Origin of the sequence: Pseudomonas chlororaphis subsp. aurantiaca (genome assembly GCF_013466605.1) — a bacterium.
Lineage (GTDB): Bacteria > Pseudomonadota > Gammaproteobacteria > Pseudomonadales > Pseudomonadaceae > Aquipseudomonas > Aquipseudomonas chlororaphis_I.
Genome location: NZ_CP059162.1, coordinates 6,075,421 through 6,093,102, shown reverse-complemented (window position 1 = coordinate 6,093,102; position 17,682 = coordinate 6,075,421). Strand labels below are relative to the sequence as shown.

Below are 17,682 nucleotides of genomic sequence, written 5' to 3'. Positions count from 1 at the left end.
GGGACGGCTGTGCGCCTGCGTCTGATCGCTGTCGGTTCACGCATGCCCAAGTGGGTGGAAGAGGGTTGGCATGAGTATGCCAAGCGTCTGCCATCCGAACTGGCGCTGGAACTGGTGGAAATACCGCTCAATACCCGTGGCAAGAACGCCGATGTGGCCCGTTTCATCCGTCAGGAAGGCGAAGCCATGCTGGCCAAGGTCGGTCAGAACGAGCGGATCGTCACCCTTGAGGTCCACGGCAAGCCCTGGAGCACCGAGCAGTTGGCGGTGGAGCTGGATCGCTGGCGCCTCGACTCGCGCACCGTGAACTTCATGGTCGGCGGCCCCGAGGGGCTGGCGCCGGAAGTCTGCGCGCGGGCGGACCAGCGCTGGTCGCTGTCGCCTTTGACCTTGCCGCACCCGTTGGTACGGATCCTGATCGGTGAACAGCTGTATCGCGCCTGGACAGTCCTGTCCGGGCACCCTTATCACAAATAGCCCGCGCCTCTAATGTCCCAGCCGATCCGTATCAAGGACCACGAAAAAGACGCCCGTCTGGTGCGTGGCCGGGTCGTGTTCGGGGCTATTGCCGTGGTCTGCCTGATCGGGGTGCTGATCGCGCGCCTGTATTACCTGCAGGTGATCCAGTACGACTATCACTCGACCCTGTCGGAAAACAACCGGGTCCACGTCCAGCCGATTCCGCCGACCCGCGGCCTGATCTTCGACCGTAACGGCGTGGTGGTGGCCGATAACCGTCCGAGCTTCAGCCTGAGCATGACCCGCGAGCGTTCCGGCGACTGGCGCCAGGTGCTCGACGTCATTGTCGAAGTGCTGGAGCTGACGCCGGAAGACCGGGCGCTGTTCGAGAAGCGCATGAAGCAGGGGCGCCGGCCGTTCGAGCCGGTGCCGATCCTGTTCGAGCTCAACGAAGAGCAGATCGCCCGGATCGCAGTCAACCAGTTCCGCCTGCCCGGGGTGGAAGTGGTGGCGCAGCTGGTCCGCCATTACCCCCAGGGCGCGCACTTCGCGCACTCGGTGGGCTACATGGGGCGGATCAACGAGAAAGAGCTGAAGACCCTGGACCCGGTGAACTACAGCGGCACTCACCACATCGGCAAGACCGGCATCGAGCGCTTCTACGAGCCCGAGCTGCACGGCCAAGTGGGTTACGAGGAGGTCGAGACCAACGCTCGTGGCCGCGTGTTGCGGGTGCTCAAGCGCACCGACCCGATTCCCGGCAAGGACATTGTCCTGAGCCTGGACATCAAGCTGCAGGAAGCTGCCGAGGCCGCCTTGGGCGGCCGGCGTGGCGCGGTGGTAGCACTGGACCCGAACACCGGGGAAGTGCTGGCCATGGTCAGTCAGCCGAGTTTCGACCCGAACCTGTTCGTGACCGGCATCAGCTTCAAGGCCTATGCCGAGCTGCGCGATTCCATCGACCGCCCGCTGTTCAACCGGGTGCTGCGCGGCCTGTACCCGCCGGGCTCGACCATCAAGCCAGCGGTGGCGATCGCCGGTCTCGATTCGGGGGTGGTGACGGCTTCCACGCGGGTCTATGACCCGGGCTACTACCAACTGCCCAACTACGACCACAAATACCGTAACTGGAATCGCAGCGGTGACGGTTACGTCGACCTCGACACCGCGATCATGCGGTCCAACGACACCTACTTCTATGACCTGGCCCACAAGCTGGGGATCGATCGGCTGTCGGCCTACATGAACAAGTTCGGGATCGGCCAGAAGGTCTCGCTGGACATGTTTGAGGAGTCGCCGGGCCTGATGCCGTCGCGGGAATGGAAGCGCGCCACCCGTCGCCAGGCCTGGTTCCCGGGCGAGACGCTGATTCTCGGGATCGGCCAGGGTTACATGCAGTCCACCCCGTTGCAGTTGGTCCAGGCTACGGCGCTGGTGGCGAATAAGGGCAAGTGGAACCGTCCGCACCTGGCCAAGACCATCGAAGGCGAAAAGCCGGTGGATGAAAACCCGATGCCGGACATCATCCTGCGCGATCCGTCGGACTGGACGAAGGTCAACCACGGCATGCAGCAGGTGATGCACGGTGCCCGTGGTACGGCGCGCAAGGCGGCCATTGGCTCGCAATACCGGATCGCCGGCAAGAGTGGTACGGCCCAGGTGGTCGCGATCAAGCAGGGCGAGAAGTACGACCGCTCCAAGGTTCAGGAGCGCCATCGCGACCACGCCCTGTTCGTCGGCTTCGCGCCGGCGGAAAACCCGAAAATCGTGGTTTCGGTCATGGTCGAGAACGGCGAGTCCGGCTCCGGCGTGGCGGCCCCGGTGGTGCGCCAGGTGATGGACGCCTGGCTCCTCGGCCCGGATGGCCTGCTCAAGCCTGAGTTTGCCGGCCCTATCAGTGCGGAGGCTACGGCCCGTGAAGAGTAATTTCGATCGCATCCTGTCCAGCGAGGATGTGATGCGTCGCCGTGCGACGCTGTTGCAGCGCATGCATATCGACGGCCCATTGCTGATCCTGCTGCTGACCCTGGCGGCCGGCAGCCTGTTCGTCCTGTATTCGGCGAGCGGCAAGAGCTGGGACCTGCTGGGCAAGCAGGCGACTTCGTTCGGCATCGGCCTGGCGTCGATGATCATCATTGCCCAGCTCGAGCCCCGGTTCATGGCTCGTTGGGTGCCACTGGCCTATGTGTTCGGCGTGGTGCTGCTGGTGGTGGTGGATGTCATGGGACATAACGCCATGGGCGCCACCCGCTGGATCAATATCCCCGGGGTGATTCGCTTCCAGCCCTCGGAGTTCATGAAGATCATCATGCCGGCGACCATCGCCTGGTACCTGGCCAAGCGCAGTTTGCCGCCGCAACTCAAGCATGTGGGCATCAGCCTGGTCCTGATCGGTATCCCGTTCATTCTGATCGTGCGCCAGCCGGATCTCGGTACCTCGCTGCTGATCCTTGCCGGTGGCGCCTTCGTGCTGTTCATGGGCGGCCTGCGCTGGCGCTGGATCCTCAGCGTGCTGGCCGCCGCGGTACCGGTGGCGATCGCCATGTGGTTCTTCATCATGCACGACTACCAGAAGCAGCGGATCCTGACCTTCCTCGATCCGGAAAGCGATCCACTGGGCACCGGCTGGAACATCATTCAGTCCAAGGCGGCCATCGGTTCCGGCGGCGTCTTCGGCAAGGGCTGGTTGCTGGGCACTCAGTCGCACCTGGACTTTTTGCCCGAGAGCCACACCGACTTTATTATCGCGGTCATGGGCGAAGAGTTCGGCCTGGTGGGCATTTGCGCCTTGCTGCTGATCTATCTGCTGCTGATCGGTCGTGGGCTGGTGATCACCGCCCAGGCGCAGACGCTGTTCGGCAAATTGCTCGCCGGCGCCCTGACCATGACGTTTTTTGTTTACGTTTTCGTCAACATCGGTATGGTCAGTGGCCTGTTGCCGGTCGTGGGGGTGCCGTTGCCGTTCATTAGCTACGGAGGAACTTCGCTGGTGACGCTGCTGTCAGCGTTTGGGGTTTTGATGTCGATCCATACCCATCGCAAGTGGATCGCGCAGGTTTGAATAAGGTGAAGAATTCAATGCAAGTAATGCGTGGCTGGACCGCTCGGTATGCGCCGTGGGTCGGTCTGGTAGGCATCCTTGGTGCGGCGCAGGAAGCGCTGGCCGGCGGCGAATACGAAGGTTCGCCCCAAGTGGCCGAGTTCGTGGGCGAAATGACTCGCGACTACGGCTTCGCGGGCGAACAGCTGATGGGGGTGTTTCGCGAGGCCGAGCGCAAGCAGTCGATCCTCGACGCCATTTCCCGGCCCGCCGAGCGGGTCAAGCAGTGGAAAGAATACCGGCCGATGTTCATCACCGACGCGCGTATCGCCCGGGGTGTGGACTTCTGGCGCCAGCACGAGGCGGTACTGGCCCGTGCCGAGCAGGAATACGGGGTTCCGGCACAGGTGATCGTGTCGATCATCGGCGTTGAAACCTTCTTCGGGCGCAACACCGGTAACTATCGGGTGATCGATGCGCTGTCGACCCTGGGCTTCGATTACCCGCCACGTGCCGAGTTCTTCCGCAAGGAATTGCGCGAATTCCTGCTGCTGGCGCGCGAGGAACAGGTCGATCCGCTGACCCTCAAGGGGTCCTACGCCGGTGCCATGGGCTTGCCGCAGTTCATGCCGAGCAGTTTTCGCGCCTATGCTGTGGACTTCGACGGTGATGGCCACATCAATATCTGGACCAATCCGGACGATGCCATCGGCAGCGTCGCCAGCTATTTCAAGCGTCACGGCTGGGAGGCCGGGCAGCCGGTGGTCAGCCGGGCCGAAGTGCGTGGCGATCAGGTCGACGAAGGCCTGACCACTGGTATCGAGCCGACGAAAACCGTCGGGGAGTTGCGGGCGCTGGGCTGGTCGAGTCATGATGCGCTGCGCGATGATATGCCGGTCACGGCTTTTCGCCTGGAAGGTGACAGTGGCCCCGAATACTGGATGGGGCTGAAGAATTTCTACGCGATCACGCGTTATAACCGCAGCGTGATGTACGCCATGGCCGTACATCAGCTTTCTGAACAGCTGGTCCAAGCACGGGGCGTCAAGTAATGCTGGCATCGCCAATCCGCAAACCCCTGAAGCTGGTGGCTCTTGCCGCGTTGTCCTTGCTGGTGGTCAGTTGTTCGTCAACCCAGGCGCCGAAACAGAAAGGCCAGACGACGGCCGTACGTTCGAAACCGGTCCTGGACATCAACCGCGCCCACAAAGACGGCGCGCCCTGGTGGGACGTCGATGTATCGCGTATCCCCGACGCCACGCCGACCCTGCACACCGGTCCGTACAAGGCCAACCCTTATACGGTGCTGGGCAAGACCTATTTCCCGATGGCCGAATCCAAGCGTTATGTTGCTTCGGGCACGGCTTCCTGGTACGGCACCAAGTTCCACGGGCAGAACACCGCCAATGGCGAGGTGTATGACCTGTACGGCATGAGTGCCGCGCACAAGACCCTGCCCTTGCCGAGTTATGTGCGGGTGACCAACCTGGACAACCACAAGAGCGTGATCCTGCGGGTCAATGACCGTGGGCCGTTCTATTCGGACCGGATCATCGATTTGTCCTATGCCGCGGCCAAGAAGCTCGGTTACGCCGAGATCGGTACCGCCCGGGTCAAGGTCGAGGGCATCGACCCGCAGGAGTGGTGGGCCCAGCGCGGCCGGCCGGCACCCTTGATGCTCAATGAGCCGAAAGCCGCGCCGGTGATGACGGCGTCCACGGGGACTGTAGAGCAATGGACTCCACCTCCGCAGCAGCACGCCGCGGCCGTCGTGCCGGTGCAGCTGGATGCAAAAAAAAACGCTTCTGCGCAAGCCTCTGGCCAGTATCTGCAGGTGGGCGCCTTCGCCAACCCGGACGCTGCCGAGCTCCTGCGCTCGAAGCTGAGCGGGATGGTGAGCGCTCCGGTGTTCATCAGCTCGATCGTGCGCAATCAACAGACCCTGCACCGGGTTCGCCTGGGGCCGATCGGCTCGCCGGGTGAGATCCAGCAAGTGCAGAACAGTGTCCGGCTGGCCAATCTGGGGCAGCCGAGCCTGGTAACCGCCGAGTAATCGGATTCTGATTCATGGTTCATCCGCGGTATTTGAGGGGTGAACCCAGGTTGTTGGCTCGTCGTACAACAAAAGCCCGGCAAGGGTCGTGAGTGAACAACTGAACACGCGACAGCCCTTTAGAAGGCTGTCTGAATAGTTTTGTCCGCGAGGACAAGTTTCCATTAGCAATTTCGAGAGACGGATGAACATCACCACCTTTGCCAAACGCCTGTGTCTGCTTGTCCCGCTGATCATCACGCCTGCCGCCTGGGCGGTAGAAGTGATGCCGTCGCCACCGCAGCTGGCTGCCAAGTCCTATGTGCTCATGGAGGCCAGCAGCGGTAACGTGCTGGTGGAGAACAATGGTGACCAGCGTCTGCCGCCAGCCAGCCTGACCAAGCTGATGACTGCCTACATCGCGACCCTGGAAATCCGTCGCGGCCAGATCGGTGAGAACGACCCGGTGACCGTCAGCGAGAACGCCTGGCGTACCGGCGGTTCGCGGATGTTCATCAAGGTCGGTTCGCAGGTCACGGTCAGCGACCTGCTGCACGGCATCATCATTCAGTCGGGTAACGACGCCAGTGTCGCGGTTGCCGAGCACATCGCCGGCAGCGAAGACGCCTTTGCCGACATGATGAACAAGACCGCCGGCGACCTGGGCATGACCAATAGCCACTTCATGAATCCGACCGGCCTGCCGAACCCCGAGCACTACTCGTCGGCGCATGACATGGCGGTCCTGGCTCGCGCCATCATTCACGAAGACCCGGCTCACTACGCGATCTACTCGCAGAAAGAGTTCTTCTGGAACGGCATCAAGCAACCTAACCGCAACCTGTTGCTGTGGCGTGACAAGACCGTCGATGGCCTGAAAACCGGTCACACCGACGAAGCCGGCTACTGCATGGTGTCCTCGGCCGTGCGTGACGGCATGCGCCTGATCGCCGTGGTATTCGGTACCAACAGCGAGCAGGCTCGCGCGGCCGAGACCCAGAAGCTGCTGACCTATGGTTTCCGCTTCTTCGAAACCCAGACCTTCTACCAGAAGGGTACCGAGCTGGCTCAGGCGCCTGTCTGGAAAGGCACTACCTCCCAGGTCAAGGCCGGTCTGGCCCAGGACCTGACCATGACCATGCCAAAAGGCCAGCTGAAGAAGCTCGCGGCCAGCATGACCATGAATCCACAATTGGTCGCGCCTATCGCCAAGGGCGACGTGATCGGTAAAGTCGAAGTGAAACTGGACGACAAGGTGGTGCACAGCGCCGACCTGATCGCTCTGGACGCGGTCGACGAAGGTGGTATCTTCCGCCGCATGTGGGATAGCATCCGCCTATTCTTCTACGGCTTGTTCAACTGATATTGTCGACCCGCGTGGCCCTCGCTCTGAAGTAGAGCGGGGGCCGCGTCCGTCGCCACGGCTTACGAGGCCGTTACGCCATGACAGACACTGAAGTAAAGGCGCCAAAGATCGAATTCCCCTGCGCGGATTACCCGATTAAGGTGATCGGCGACACCGGCGTGGGTTTCAAGGACAAGATCATCGCGATCCTTGAAAAACACGCGACCGTTGACCACAAGACCCTGGCCGAGCGCCAGAGTACCAACGGCAAGTACACGACCATCCAGCTGCATATCATCGCCACCGGTCAAGAACAGCTGTACGACATCAACAGCGAGTTACGGGCCACCGGCTTCGTGCACATGGTGCTGTGATGCCACAAACGCTGGGCTTTCGCGAGCTCGGCCAGATGGCCTACGAGCCGGTCTGGCAGGCCATGCAACGCTTTACCAACGAACGCGGCACCGACGCTCCCGATGAGGTCTGGCTGGTGCAGCATCCGCCGGTCTTTACCCAGGGCCAGGCGGGCAAGGCCGAACACCTGTTGCTTCCCGGGGATATCCTGGTGGTGCAGGTCGACCGGGGTGGCCAAGTGACCTATCACGGTCCTGGCCAACTGGTGGCTTATCTGCTGCTGGATGTCCGCCGTTTGGGTTTTGGCGTGCGCGACCTGGTCAGCCGGATGGAGCAGTGCCTGATCGAGCTGCTGGCCAGCTACGGCGTGACCGCGGCGGCCAAGCCGGATGCCCCCGGCGTTTACGTCGATGGCGCGAAAATCGCCTCCCTGGGCCTGCGGATCCGCCATGGTTGTTCCTTTCATGGCCTGGCCTTGAACGTGGACATGGATCTGCAGCCGTTTCGACGGATTAACCCCTGTGGCTATGCCGGGCTGGCAATGACCCAGCTGAGCGACCACACAGGACCGATTGAATTTGCCGAGGTAAGTGCCCGGCTGCGTGCGCAGCTCGTCAAACACCTCGACTATGCTGAGCAGACGACCCTAACGGGCGGAATCGACTGATATGACTACTGCGCAAGACGCTGTGCAAACCCTGATCCCGACGCTGGATGTTTCCGAGCGCCCGGCCCGTGCGAAAGTTGAAACCGGCGTTAAATTGCGCGGTGCCGAGAAAGTCGCGCGTATCCCGGTGAAGATCATCCCGACCACCGAACTGCCGAAGAAACCGGACTGGATTCGCGTGCGAATTCCGGTTTCCCCGGAAGTCGACCGGATCAAGCAATTGCTGCGCAAGCACAAATTGCACAGCGTCTGCGAAGAAGCATCCTGCCCGAACCTGGGCGAATGCTTCTCCGGCGGTACCGCCACCTTCATGATTATGGGCGACATCTGCACCCGTCGCTGCCCATTCTGCGACGTCGGTCACGGTCGTCCGAAGCCTCTGGACGTCGATGAGCCGATGAACCTGGCGGTAGCGATCGCCGACCTGCGCCTGAAGTACGTGGTGATCACTTCGGTCGACCGCGACGACCTGCGCGACGGCGGTGCCCAGCACTTTGCCGACTGCATCCGCGAAATCCGCAAGCTGTCGCCGAACGTGCAACTGGAAACCCTGGTCCCGGACTACCGTGGCCGCATGGACGTGGCGCTGGAAATCACCGCCGCCGAGCCGCCGGATGTGTTCAACCACAACCTGGAAACCGTGCCGCGCCTGTACAAGGCCGCGCGCCCGGGTTCTGACTACCAGTGGTCGCTGACTCTGCTGCAGAAGTTCAAGCAACTGGTGCCGCACGTACCGACCAAGTCCGGCCTGATGCTGGGCCTGGGCGAGACCGACGACGAAGTCATCGAGGTCATGAAGCGCATGCGCGAGCACGACATCGACATGCTGACCCTCGGCCAGTACCTGCAACCGTCCCGCAGCCACTTGCCGGTGCAGCGTTTTGTGCACCCGGACACCTTCGCCTGGTTCGCCGAGGAAGGTTACAAGATGGGCTTCAAGAACGTCGCCTCGGGCCCGCTGGTACGTTCCTCCTACCACGCCGACGAGCAGGCGAAGCTGGCCAAAGAAGGCCTGGTCTCCTGATGTAATGCGCCCGCAAGGTCTTTCCTTGCGGGCATCATCTTCCATTACGCCCGCGTCTCCCTCCCTTCATAGACTTTTCCCGCAAGCGCCGTGGCGTTTCGGCACTTCTGTTTGCCCGCTTTCATGGCTACTGTGCACTAGAGAATCCACACAGGGAGAACCATTGGATGACCCTCCAACCGACTGACGTCCTTTGTGCGCAACGCCCGGTGCCGGCGCTGCCTTCGCAAGGGCTGATCGGCTTGATTGCACCTGCCGGGCCCGCCGCCCTGGATACCGAGCAAGCCGCCCGCTGGATGCGCGCTCGAGGTTATTCGCTGCGGATCTACCCCGGGGTCCAGCAGAAGGACGGCTATCTGGCCGGTAGCGATGAGGTCCGCCTGAACGACCTGCACAGCGCTTTCGCCGATGACGATGTCGATACCATCCTGTGCCTGCGGGGTGGCTACGGCAGCCCACGCTTGCTCGACCGAATCGACTACGACCTGCTACGCCGCCATGCCAAGCCGTTCGTCGGCTACAGCGACATCACCGCGCTGCATCTGGCTATCAATCGTCATGCGGGGTTCGTGACCTTTCACGGGCCGATGCTCAATGCCGACCTGCTGGGCGACAAGCAGCCACCGACCGAGTCCTCGCTGTTCAGCCTGCTCAGGGGGCAACTGAAGGCTGGCAGTTTGCTTGCGCATCCGGCGGCTTATCCCTTGACCACCATCGAGCCTGGCATCGCCTGCGGCCAACTGCTGGGGGGCAATCTGTCGTTGATCGCCGCGACCATGGGCACGCCGTACGAGATCAATGGCGACGGCATCATTCTGTTTATCGAAGACATCAACGAGCCGCTGTACCGGATCGACCGTCTGCTGACGCACCTGCGCCTGGCCGGCATGCTCGACAGGCTTCGCGGTGTGCTGGTGGGGGATGTGGCGGGCGTGGAGCCCCAGGCGCTTGCCGGGCTGCTCAAGCAGACCTTCGAACCCCTGCGCATTCCTGTGCTGGCTGGATGGCGCAGTGGCCACTGCGATCCGAACCTGACCCTGCCGTTGGGAGCGATGGTCAGGCTGGATGCGGGGGAGAAGCAGTTGATCCTGGAACAGGACGTGGTGTTCGGCTGATCAGCCTGTGCTCGCTCCCCTGTGGGAGCGAGCGTGTCCAAGACGATTACCCTGATGATTGGCGCGCAGGCCGGCTCAACGCGAGCGCAGGCTCTCCAGCAGCTTGTGGGTCGGATAGCCATCGGCAGGCCAGCCCAGCGATTGCTGCGCGCTGCGAATCGCCTTGCGGGTATTGGCGCCGATAATGCCGTCCGGGTTGCCGGCATCGTAATTGTTGGCGCTGAGCAGGTTCTGCAGCTCGATGCGCTCGGAGCGGCTGAGGGGCATGTCGTCTTTCGGCCAGACGCCGTTGATCAAGCCTGAACCGTTGAAGCGTTGCGACAACAGGTTCACCGCCAGGGCATAGGACGAGGAGTTGTTGTACTTCAGAACGGCGCGGAAATTGTCGAGGATCAGGAACGCCGGACCGCGATAACCCGCTGGCAGCAGCAAGGCCGCCGAAAGCTGCTCGGAGCCTGGCGGAACGCTGGCGCCGTTGGGCAGCTTCATGCCCAGGCGCATCCACTCGGATACCGGTTTACGGATCGCACCGTCCGCCAGCGCATAGTCGAAGCCGTTCGCCAGCTCCACTTCGAAACCCCATGGCTGGCCTTTCTGCCAGCCGGAGCTTTGCAGATAGTGCGCGGTCGAGGCCAGGGCGTCGGCCGGGCTGTTCCAGATATCGCGGCGGCCATCGCCGTCGAAGTCCACGGCGTGGGTGTTGTAGGTGGTTGGGATGAACTGGGTCTGTCCCATCGCACCGGCCCAGGAACCGAGCATCTTCTCGGGTTGAATATCGCCGTGCTGGAGGATCTGCAGGGCGGCGAGCAGCTGGCTATTGGCGAAAGCCGGGCGACGGCCTTCGTAGGCCAGGGTCGCGAGGGAGCGGATGACCGATTTGTTGCCCTGGAACTCACCGAAATTGCTTTCCATGCCCCAGACCGCCACCAGCGCCTGGCGATCGACGCCATAACGCTGTTCGATCTGCTGCAGGATGTCGGCGTACTGATTGATCAGCGCCTGGCCCTTGCGCACGCGCAGCGGCGACAGGGCGCCGTCGAGGTACTCCCATACCGGCCGGGTGAATTCCGGCTGGCTACGGTCGGCCTTGATCACGCCCATGTCCGGGGTGATGCCGGCGAACGCACGGTCGAAAATATCGGCGCGGATCCCTGCGTTCAGGGCTTCGACACGGAAACCTGCCTGCCATTGGGCAAAGGTCTGGGTTGGCTGGATATCCAGGTTGTCGACGGCCAGCGGAGCGACGGTTGCAGGCGCGGCGAGAGGGGCGGCTTGAATGCTTTGGAGTGGCTGGGCATCGGCGGCGGTGGGTTTTTCCGCGCAGGCGACGAGCAGGGCAAGGCTGGAGGCAGCGATCAGTTGGCGCAGGTGCCAACGACGGGAAAGACAGAAGGGCATGCACAGGTCCAGAGAATACGAATCAGATACAGACCTTATCACGCCGGCGGGGTTCTCCGCTTTATGCAGCCAGAAAGTAAGAAGCCTCCCAGCTTTTAGACTGGAAGGCTTCGCGGCGGTAGCTGCCTTTGCCCTTGGCGGGTCGTTCCTGGCGGCTGCGGAACAGGGGCTGGGCGATGATGGATTTGGCCTTGTTGGGGCCATGCTTGGATGGCTTGCTCATTTTGGGTTCTCGCTTGAGGTGGGTTTGCGCGGCAGATGATCGGCCAGCTTGCCCCTGCTGTCCAGCCCCGTGATGTGTAGGGTTTTTCAGCAGTCCTCGTCGATTCCCCCATTTTCTGTAGGAACGGGCTTGTTCGCTTCGGCGGGACGTTGGCTTTATTCGGCGGGGAGAGGCAGGCGTTGTCCGGCCATCAGCAGTGACAGGCGGCTCAGGCTGCTCCAGGGCGAGCCGGCGGCCTGCCCCTTGATCTGCGCATCGATACGCTGGGCATCGAGCAGCAATTGCGCCCAGCGCGGCGCGGAATAGCGCTGCAGGGCCTTGCTCATCAGCGGCTTGCGTTTGTCCCAGACGGGCGGGCGGGCCTGGCTGAACACTTTATCCAGCGGAGTGCCCTGGCTGTATTGCAACGACATATTGGCCAGCGACCGCAGCTCCCGGGACAGCGCCCAGAGAATCACCGGAGGCTCGACACCTTCGCCGCGCAGGCCTTCGAGCATGCGCAGGGTATGCGCGGCCTCGCCATTGAGGATGGCGTCCACCAGTCCGAAAACATCGAAGCGCGCACTGTCGGCGACTGCCGCTTGCACGGTTTCCACCGTGATCTGGCCGCCTTCGGCCATCAGCTTGAGCTTTTCGATTTCCTGGGCCGCGGCCAGCAGATTGCCTTCGACCCTGGCCGCGATGAGTTCCACGGCGTCCTGGCTGGCGGAAAGCCCAGCCTGGGACAGGCGTTGGCGAATCCACTGCGGCAACTGGCTGGCATCCACCGGCCAGATCTGGATGAACTGGGTCTGCTCGCCGTCGATCAGGGCCTTGCCCCATTTGGTCTTTTGCGCGCTGCCATCGAGCTTGGGCAGGCTGATCAGCAGCAGGGTGTCTTCGGCCGGCCGTGAGCAGTATTCGATGAAGGCCGCCGCGCCTTTGTCACCGGGCTTTCCCGAAGGCAGGCGCAGTTCCAGCAGGCGCTTTTCGGCGAATAGCGACATGCTCGCACCGGCTTGCAGCAGCGTCCCCCAATCGAAATTGGCGTCGGCGCTGAATACCTGGCGCTCGTCGAAGCCCTGCTGGCGGGCGGCGCTGCGAATGGCGTCGGCGGCTTCCTGGCACAGCAACGGGTCGTCGCCACTGATGACGTAGACCGGTGCGAGCGTGCCTTGCAGGTGTTTGCCGAGTTGAGCGGGGGCGAGTTTCATAAGGAAGGGCAAGCGGGGCGCTTGCACGCCCCACGAGACTTACTGGTTCGGCAGTTGCATGGGCGACTGTTGCGGGGTTTCCGCCTCAGCCTTCTGCGCGGCTTCCAGCGCCTCGGCTTCGGCCTTGGCACGGGCATCCGCGGTCTGCTGCAACTGGTCCAACTGGGTCGGGGTCAGCAGTTGCAGGCGCAGCATCATGTTCTGCACCAGGTCGCGGCGCATTTCCTTGCGTACTTCCAGCGACTCCTGGTCGGAACCCACCAGGTTGTTACCGTCGTGGATGTAGATCTTCTGCACTTGCAGCTTGTCGCTGAGCAGGGGCAGGTTGTTCTGGCCCTGGATTTCGTAGTTCAGCACGGTGGTCAGCTCATACTCGGCCGAACGACCGGCACCCGCGTAGCTGAGGCTGCGCTGGGATTCCTGTTCGCGGGTCAGCACCAGCTTGTAAGGCGCGCCGGCATAGACCTTGACGCCACTGCTCTGCAGGACCTGGCGCAGCTGGGTCACGGTTTCGCCGTAAGCGTTGCGGGCGCTCAGGTCGAGCTCCTTGATCGCCAGTTCGGTGGTGCCGGTACCGCGCAGCTGAAAGCCGCAGGCGCTCAGCAGTACGGCCAGGCCCATCACCAGGAGGTTGCGTTTGATCATCTTGTTGCTCCCCTTGAAACCATGTGGGCCGACAGGGCGGCCCTGGAGGTTTTATTCGGCGTCAGCCTTGGGCTGACGCCTGATCCAATTAGCTAGCGACGATATTGACCAGCTTGCCAGGCACGACGATCACTTTACGAATCGTCAGGCCTTCGGTGAAGCGCAGCACGTTCTCGTTGCTCCGAGCGGCAGCTTCGATCTCTTCACGGCTGGCGCTGGCCGGCATTTCGATCTGGCCACGCAGTTTGCCATTCACTTGAATGACCAACTGCAGGCTGTCCTGAACCAGCGCATTCTCATCCAGTACCGGCCAGCCGGCGTCGATGATGGCGCCGCTGCGACCCAGCTGGCTCCACAGCTCGTGGCTGATGTGCGGGGTAATCGGCGCCAGCAGCAGGGCCACGGTTTCCAGGCCTTCCTGCAACAGGGCACGGTCCTGCGGGGTGGCTTGTGGTGCTTTTTCCAGCACGTTCATCAGCGTCATGACCTGAGCGATGGCGGTGTTGAATTTGTGGTTCTGGCCGACGTCCTGGCTGGCTTGCTTGATCGCCAGGTGGATGGCGCGACGAATGACTTTCTGTTCGTCGTTCAGCGCACCCAGCTCCAGCGTGCCTGGCAGGCCCTGGGCTACGTGAGCCTGAGCCAGGCGCCAGACGCGCTTGAGGAAGCGGTGGGCACCCTCGACGCCGGAGTCGGACCATTCCAGGCTCATGTCAGGCGGCGATGCGAACATCATGAACAGGCGGCAGGTGTCCGCGCCGTACTGCTCGATCATCGACTGAGGGTCGACGCCGTTGTTCTTCGACTTGGCCATTTTCTCGGTACCGCCGATTTCCACCGGCAGGCCATCGCTGATCAGCTTGGCGCCGACGATCTTGGCCTTGCTGTCACGCTCCAGCTCGACATCGGCCGGGTTGTACCAGGTGTAGGCACCGTTGGCTTCGCGACGGTAGTAGGTCTCGGCGACCACCATGCCTTGCGTCAGCAGGTTCTTGAACGGCTCGTTGGAGCTGACCAGGCCCTCGTCGCGCATCAGCTTGTGGAAGAAGCGGGCGTAGAGCAGGTGCAGGATCGCGTGTTCGATACCGCCGATGTACTGGTCCACCGGCAGCCAGTGGTTGGCCGCAGCCGGGTCGACCAGGCCGCCCTCGTATTTTGGCGAGGCGTAGCGGGCGTAGTACCACGAGGACTCGACGAAGGTGTCCATGGTGTCGGTTTCACGCTTGGCAGGCTTGCCGCATTTCGGGCAGCTGCACTCGTAGAACTCGGGCATGCGCGCCAGTGGCGAGCCGGCGCCGTCCGGCACCACGTCTTCCGGCAGTACTACCGGCAGTTGGTCTTCCGGTACCGGTACATCGCCGCAGCTGTCGCAGTGGATGATCGGGATCGGGCAGCCCCAGTAGCGCTGGCGGCTGATGCCCCAGTCGCGCAGGCGGAACTGGGTACGGGATTGTCCGAGGTTTTTCTTCAGCAGGGCCACTTCGATGGCGTCGAAGGCGCCGGCAAAATCCAGGCCGTTGAACTCGCCGGAGTTGATCAGTTCGCCGTGCTCGCCGTAGGCGTCCTGCCAAGGCGCAGGCGTTTCGTCGCCAGCGCTGGTGCGCACCACGTTCTTGATCGGCAGGTTGTACTTGGTGGCGAATTCGTAGTCGCGCTCGTCGTGCGCCGGAACAGCCATTACCGCGCCATCGCCGTAGTGCATCAGCACGTAGTTAGCGACCCATACCGGGAGTTTTTCACCGGTCAGCGGGTGTTCGACGAACAGCGAAGTCGGCAGGCCTTTCTTCTCTTGAGTGGCGATGTCGGCTTCGGCGACGCTGCCGCCCTTGCACTCGGCGATAAAGGCTTGCAGCGCCGGGTCGTTCTGCGCCGCCAGGGTGGCCAGCGGGTGCTCGGCGGCCACGGCAACGTAGGTCGCGCCCATCAGGGTGTCAGGGCGGGTGGTGAAGACTTTCAGTGCGCCCGCTTCGCCGATGGAGGCCTGGTCGTAGGGGAATTGCACTTCCATGCCACGGGATTTGCCGATCCAGTTGCGTTGCATGGTCTTGACCTGCTCGGGCCAGCCCGGCAGCTCGTCGAGACTCTCCAGCAGCTCATCCGCGTAGGCGGTGATCTTGAAGTAGTACATCGGGATTTCGCGTTTTTCGATCAGCGCGCCGGAGCGCCAGCCGCGACCGTCGATCACCTGTTCGTTGGCCAGGACGGTCTGGTCGACCGGGTCCCAGTTCACGGTGCCGTTCTTGCGGTAGATCACGCCTTTTTCGAACAGGCGAGTGAACAGCCATTGTTCCCAGCGGTAGTAGTCCGGCTTGCAGGTAGTGACTTCGCGGGACCAGTCCACCGCCAGGCCCAGGCTGCGCAGCTGGGACTTCATGTAGGCGATGTTTTCGTAGGTCCACTTGGCCGGTGCGACGTTGTTCTTCATCGCGGCGTTTTCCGCCGGCATGCCGAAGGCATCCCAACCCATGGGTTGCAGCACGTTCTTGCCTTGCATGCGCTGGTAGCGGGAAATCACGTCGCCGATGGTGTAGTTACGCACGTGCCCCATGTGTAGCTTGCCGCTGGGGTAAGGGAACATCGACAGGCAGTAGTAAGTCTCCTTGCCTGGCTGTTCACTGACTTCAAAGGACTTTTGCTCATCCCAGAACGACTGGGCGGCGGCTTCGATTTCACGGGGCTGATAGTGTTCGTGCATGGCTACTTTTGAACTGAATAGGGGGTGGCCTAATCCTCTTCAATGCAACGTTGGGCGGTGGTGACGCCAAATGTGGCGTTTTCGCTACCCAGTCGAGCTGGAAGTGGAGTTACAGGAAGCGCCGTAGCATACATGACCGTGCTCTACCGAGGGAAACCCTGATTACGCGCCGTGGGCCGTTGGTCGCGGCACCCGGCCGGTTTCGGCAGTGCGGCTAAGCTCAAAAAGGGGAGTGAGTCTTACTTTCATGAGGTGAGTGGATGGTTGAGTCGCAGCGGAAAGTTACAAAACCCGAGTTGTACGAACGATTGATAGATCGTCTGGCTTTGGCCCTGGATACAGCGAGAACAGCAGGAAGCTTGCGTAATGAGCGTCCTGCGGAGTTGGAGCTGCGGGGCCTGAGTCATGCCGAGCTCGAGGTGATCAAAGCCTATCTGGATCGTAGCGAGCGTGAGACGCAATTGAGCGTGCTCGAATGCCTGAGGCACGAAGTGACTCCACATTCGGCCAAGGTCATCTGGTTGAAAGACAAGGTGCCCGCCCGGGATGCGGCAAAGGTCCGATCCCTGCACTTCAAGTGAGTCTGCGCAGCCCATTCGGGCATCTGCGCAGCGTCAACGCCGCGTACCTTGTGCACAAAATCTGTTTCGTATCTGTTGTTGCTTTGCTTTTACCCACTTAGGCTTCGAGCATCTTTGGAGATGCTCGATGCCTTTTCGTTATTTCGTCAAACAACTGCTCCTGCCGCCCGGCCTTCTGTTGCTGTTGCTTCTGTTCGCCTGGTGGTTTCGCCGCTCGAGGCCGCGACTGGCCGGTGTGTGTTTTGCCCTCGGCCTGGGCGGGTTCTGGTTGATGAGCCTGCCTGTGATGGTGGAGTGGGGCGCGAGTGCCCTGGAAAGTGAGCCGGCGCTGACGCAAAGCCAGTGGTCGACCCTGGCCGAACAGGCCGATGCGATCGTGGTGCTGGGCTCGGGACGGGAGCGTGGCGATCCGGCCTGGGGCAGCGACCAGCCGACCGGGGTCGGGCTCGAGCGCCAGCGTTATGCGGCGCGCCTGGCCAAGGCTTCCGGGTTGCCGATCCTGACCAGTGGAGGCCTGCACTACGGCACGCCGCCTACGGAGGCGGCGCTGATGGCCGAGTCGCTGCTGAACGATTTCGACGTGAAGGTGCGCTGGCAGGAAGGGCGCAGCCGCACGACCTGGGAAAACGCCCAATTCACCGCGCAAGTGCTGGAGCCACAAGGTGTCAAACGTATAGTGCTGGTCACCCAGGCCTGGCATATGCAGCGGGCTGTCTGGAGTTTCGAGCAGGCAGGATTCACCGTGGTGCCGGCTCCCGTGGGATTCCTCGGGGTGGATAATGCCAGGCCGCTGGGCGGCTGGATGCCGGAGTTCAAGTCGATCTGGCAGAGCGGCCAGTTGCTGAACGAGGCGGTGGGGCTGGTGGGCTACAAGCTGTTTTATCGTGGAGAGGACTAGGTTCATCTCGAGC

The 17,682-nt window shown here is 62.3% G+C and carries 17 protein-coding genes; 12 read left to right on the top strand and 5 right to left on the bottom strand.

All coding sequences use genetic code 11. The features are described 5' to 3' along the window. The first annotated feature begins 9 nt into the window (after positions 1–9). From rlmH to H0I86_RS27820, 10 genes are all read left to right on the top strand, one after another. Complete coding sequence (gene rlmH / locus H0I86_RS27865; RefSeq protein ID WP_009051038.1) at positions 10–477, top strand: 23S rRNA (pseudouridine(1915)-N(3))-methyltransferase RlmH; 468 nt, start codon at positions 10–12, stop codon at positions 475–477. A 12-nt stretch (positions 478–489) separates the two neighbouring features. Continuing rightward, the gene (gene mrdA, locus H0I86_RS27860) at positions 490–2,385 is read left to right on the top strand and encodes a penicillin-binding protein 2 (RefSeq protein WP_180922932.1); all 1,896 of its coding nucleotides are present in this window, start codon (positions 490–492) and stop codon (positions 2,383–2,385) included. A gap of 31 nt (positions 2,386–2,416) precedes the next feature. Continuing rightward, positions 2,417–3,520, top strand: a complete 1,104-nt coding sequence (gene rodA, locus H0I86_RS27855) for a rod shape-determining protein RodA (protein WP_180925927.1) — start codon at positions 2,417–2,419, stop codon at positions 3,518–3,520. A 17-nt stretch (positions 3,521–3,537) separates the two neighbouring features. After that, positions 3,538–4,551, top strand: coding sequence for a lytic murein transglycosylase B (gene mltB / locus H0I86_RS27850; protein ID WP_180922931.1), 1,014 nt, complete (start codon positions 3,538–3,540; stop codon positions 4,549–4,551). After that, positions 4,551–5,552 (top strand): septal ring lytic transglycosylase RlpA family protein, encoded by a 1,002-nt coding sequence (locus tag H0I86_RS27845; protein ID WP_180922930.1) that lies wholly within the window; start codon positions 4,551–4,553, stop codon positions 5,550–5,552. The genes mltB and H0I86_RS27845 overlap by 1 nt, the downstream gene beginning before the upstream one ends. Positions 5,553–5,736: 184 nt before the next feature. Then, positions 5,737–6,894, top strand: a complete 1,158-nt coding sequence (locus H0I86_RS27840) for a D-alanyl-D-alanine carboxypeptidase family protein (protein ID WP_180922929.1) — start codon at positions 5,737–5,739, stop codon at positions 6,892–6,894. Between the two features lie 80 nt (positions 6,895–6,974). Continuing rightward, positions 6,975–7,250 (top strand): DUF493 domain-containing protein, encoded by a 276-nt coding sequence (locus H0I86_RS27835; RefSeq protein ID WP_008152827.1) that lies wholly within the window; start codon positions 6,975–6,977, stop codon positions 7,248–7,250. Further along, positions 7,250–7,897 (top strand): lipoyl(octanoyl) transferase LipB, encoded by a 648-nt coding sequence (gene lipB / locus H0I86_RS27830; RefSeq protein ID WP_180922928.1) that lies wholly within the window; start codon positions 7,250–7,252, stop codon positions 7,895–7,897. Before H0I86_RS27835 ends, lipB begins: the two co-directional genes overlap by 1 nt. Position 7,898: 1 nt before the next feature. Beyond that, positions 7,899–8,921 carry a lipoyl synthase gene (lipA, locus tag H0I86_RS27825; protein ID WP_007927101.1) on the top strand — a complete coding sequence of 341 codons (1,023 nt, stop codon included), beginning with the start codon at positions 7,899–7,901 and terminating at the stop codon, positions 8,919–8,921. 167 nt (positions 8,922–9,088) lie between these two features. Then, complete coding sequence (locus tag H0I86_RS27820) at positions 9,089–10,036, top strand: S66 peptidase family protein (RefSeq protein ID WP_180922927.1); 948 nt, start codon at positions 9,089–9,091, stop codon at positions 10,034–10,036. Between the two features lie 75 nt (positions 10,037–10,111). On the opposite strand, the gene H0I86_RS27815 is transcribed toward H0I86_RS27820, so the two are convergent. From H0I86_RS27815 to leuS, 5 genes are all read right to left on the bottom strand, one after another. After that, positions 10,112–11,434: a lytic murein transglycosylase gene (locus H0I86_RS27815; RefSeq protein WP_180922926.1), complete on the bottom strand. Its 1,323-nt coding sequence runs from the start codon at positions 11,432–11,434 to the stop codon at positions 10,112–10,114. A 61-nt stretch (positions 11,435–11,495) separates the two neighbouring features. Next, positions 11,496–11,657, bottom strand: coding sequence for an alternative ribosome rescue factor ArfA (gene arfA / locus H0I86_RS27810; protein ID WP_007927093.1), 162 nt, complete (start codon positions 11,655–11,657; stop codon positions 11,496–11,498). Positions 11,658–11,812: 155 nt separating this feature from the next. Next, positions 11,813–12,850, bottom strand: a complete 1,038-nt coding sequence (gene holA / locus H0I86_RS27805) for a DNA polymerase III subunit delta (RefSeq protein WP_180922925.1) — start codon at positions 12,848–12,850, stop codon at positions 11,813–11,815. 39 nt (positions 12,851–12,889) lie between these two features. Next, complete coding sequence (locus H0I86_RS27800; RefSeq protein WP_180922924.1) at positions 12,890–13,495, bottom strand: LPS-assembly lipoprotein LptE; 606 nt, start codon at positions 13,493–13,495, stop codon at positions 12,890–12,892. Positions 13,496–13,583: 88 nt separating this feature from the next. Further along, positions 13,584–16,190 (bottom strand): leucine--tRNA ligase, encoded by a 2,607-nt coding sequence (leuS, locus tag H0I86_RS27795; RefSeq protein WP_180922923.1) that lies wholly within the window; start codon positions 16,188–16,190, stop codon positions 13,584–13,586. Between the two features lie 260 nt (positions 16,191–16,450). On the opposite strand from leuS, the gene H0I86_RS27790 reads away from it, so the two are divergent. Beyond that, positions 16,451–16,771, top strand: a complete 321-nt coding sequence (locus H0I86_RS27790) for a hypothetical protein (protein WP_180922922.1) — start codon at positions 16,451–16,453, stop codon at positions 16,769–16,771. Between the two features lie 127 nt (positions 16,772–16,898). Next, positions 16,899–17,669: a YdcF family protein gene (locus H0I86_RS27785; RefSeq protein ID WP_081359661.1), complete on the top strand. Its 771-nt coding sequence runs from the start codon at positions 16,899–16,901 to the stop codon at positions 17,667–17,669. The last annotated feature ends 13 nt before the right edge of the window (positions 17,670–17,682 follow it).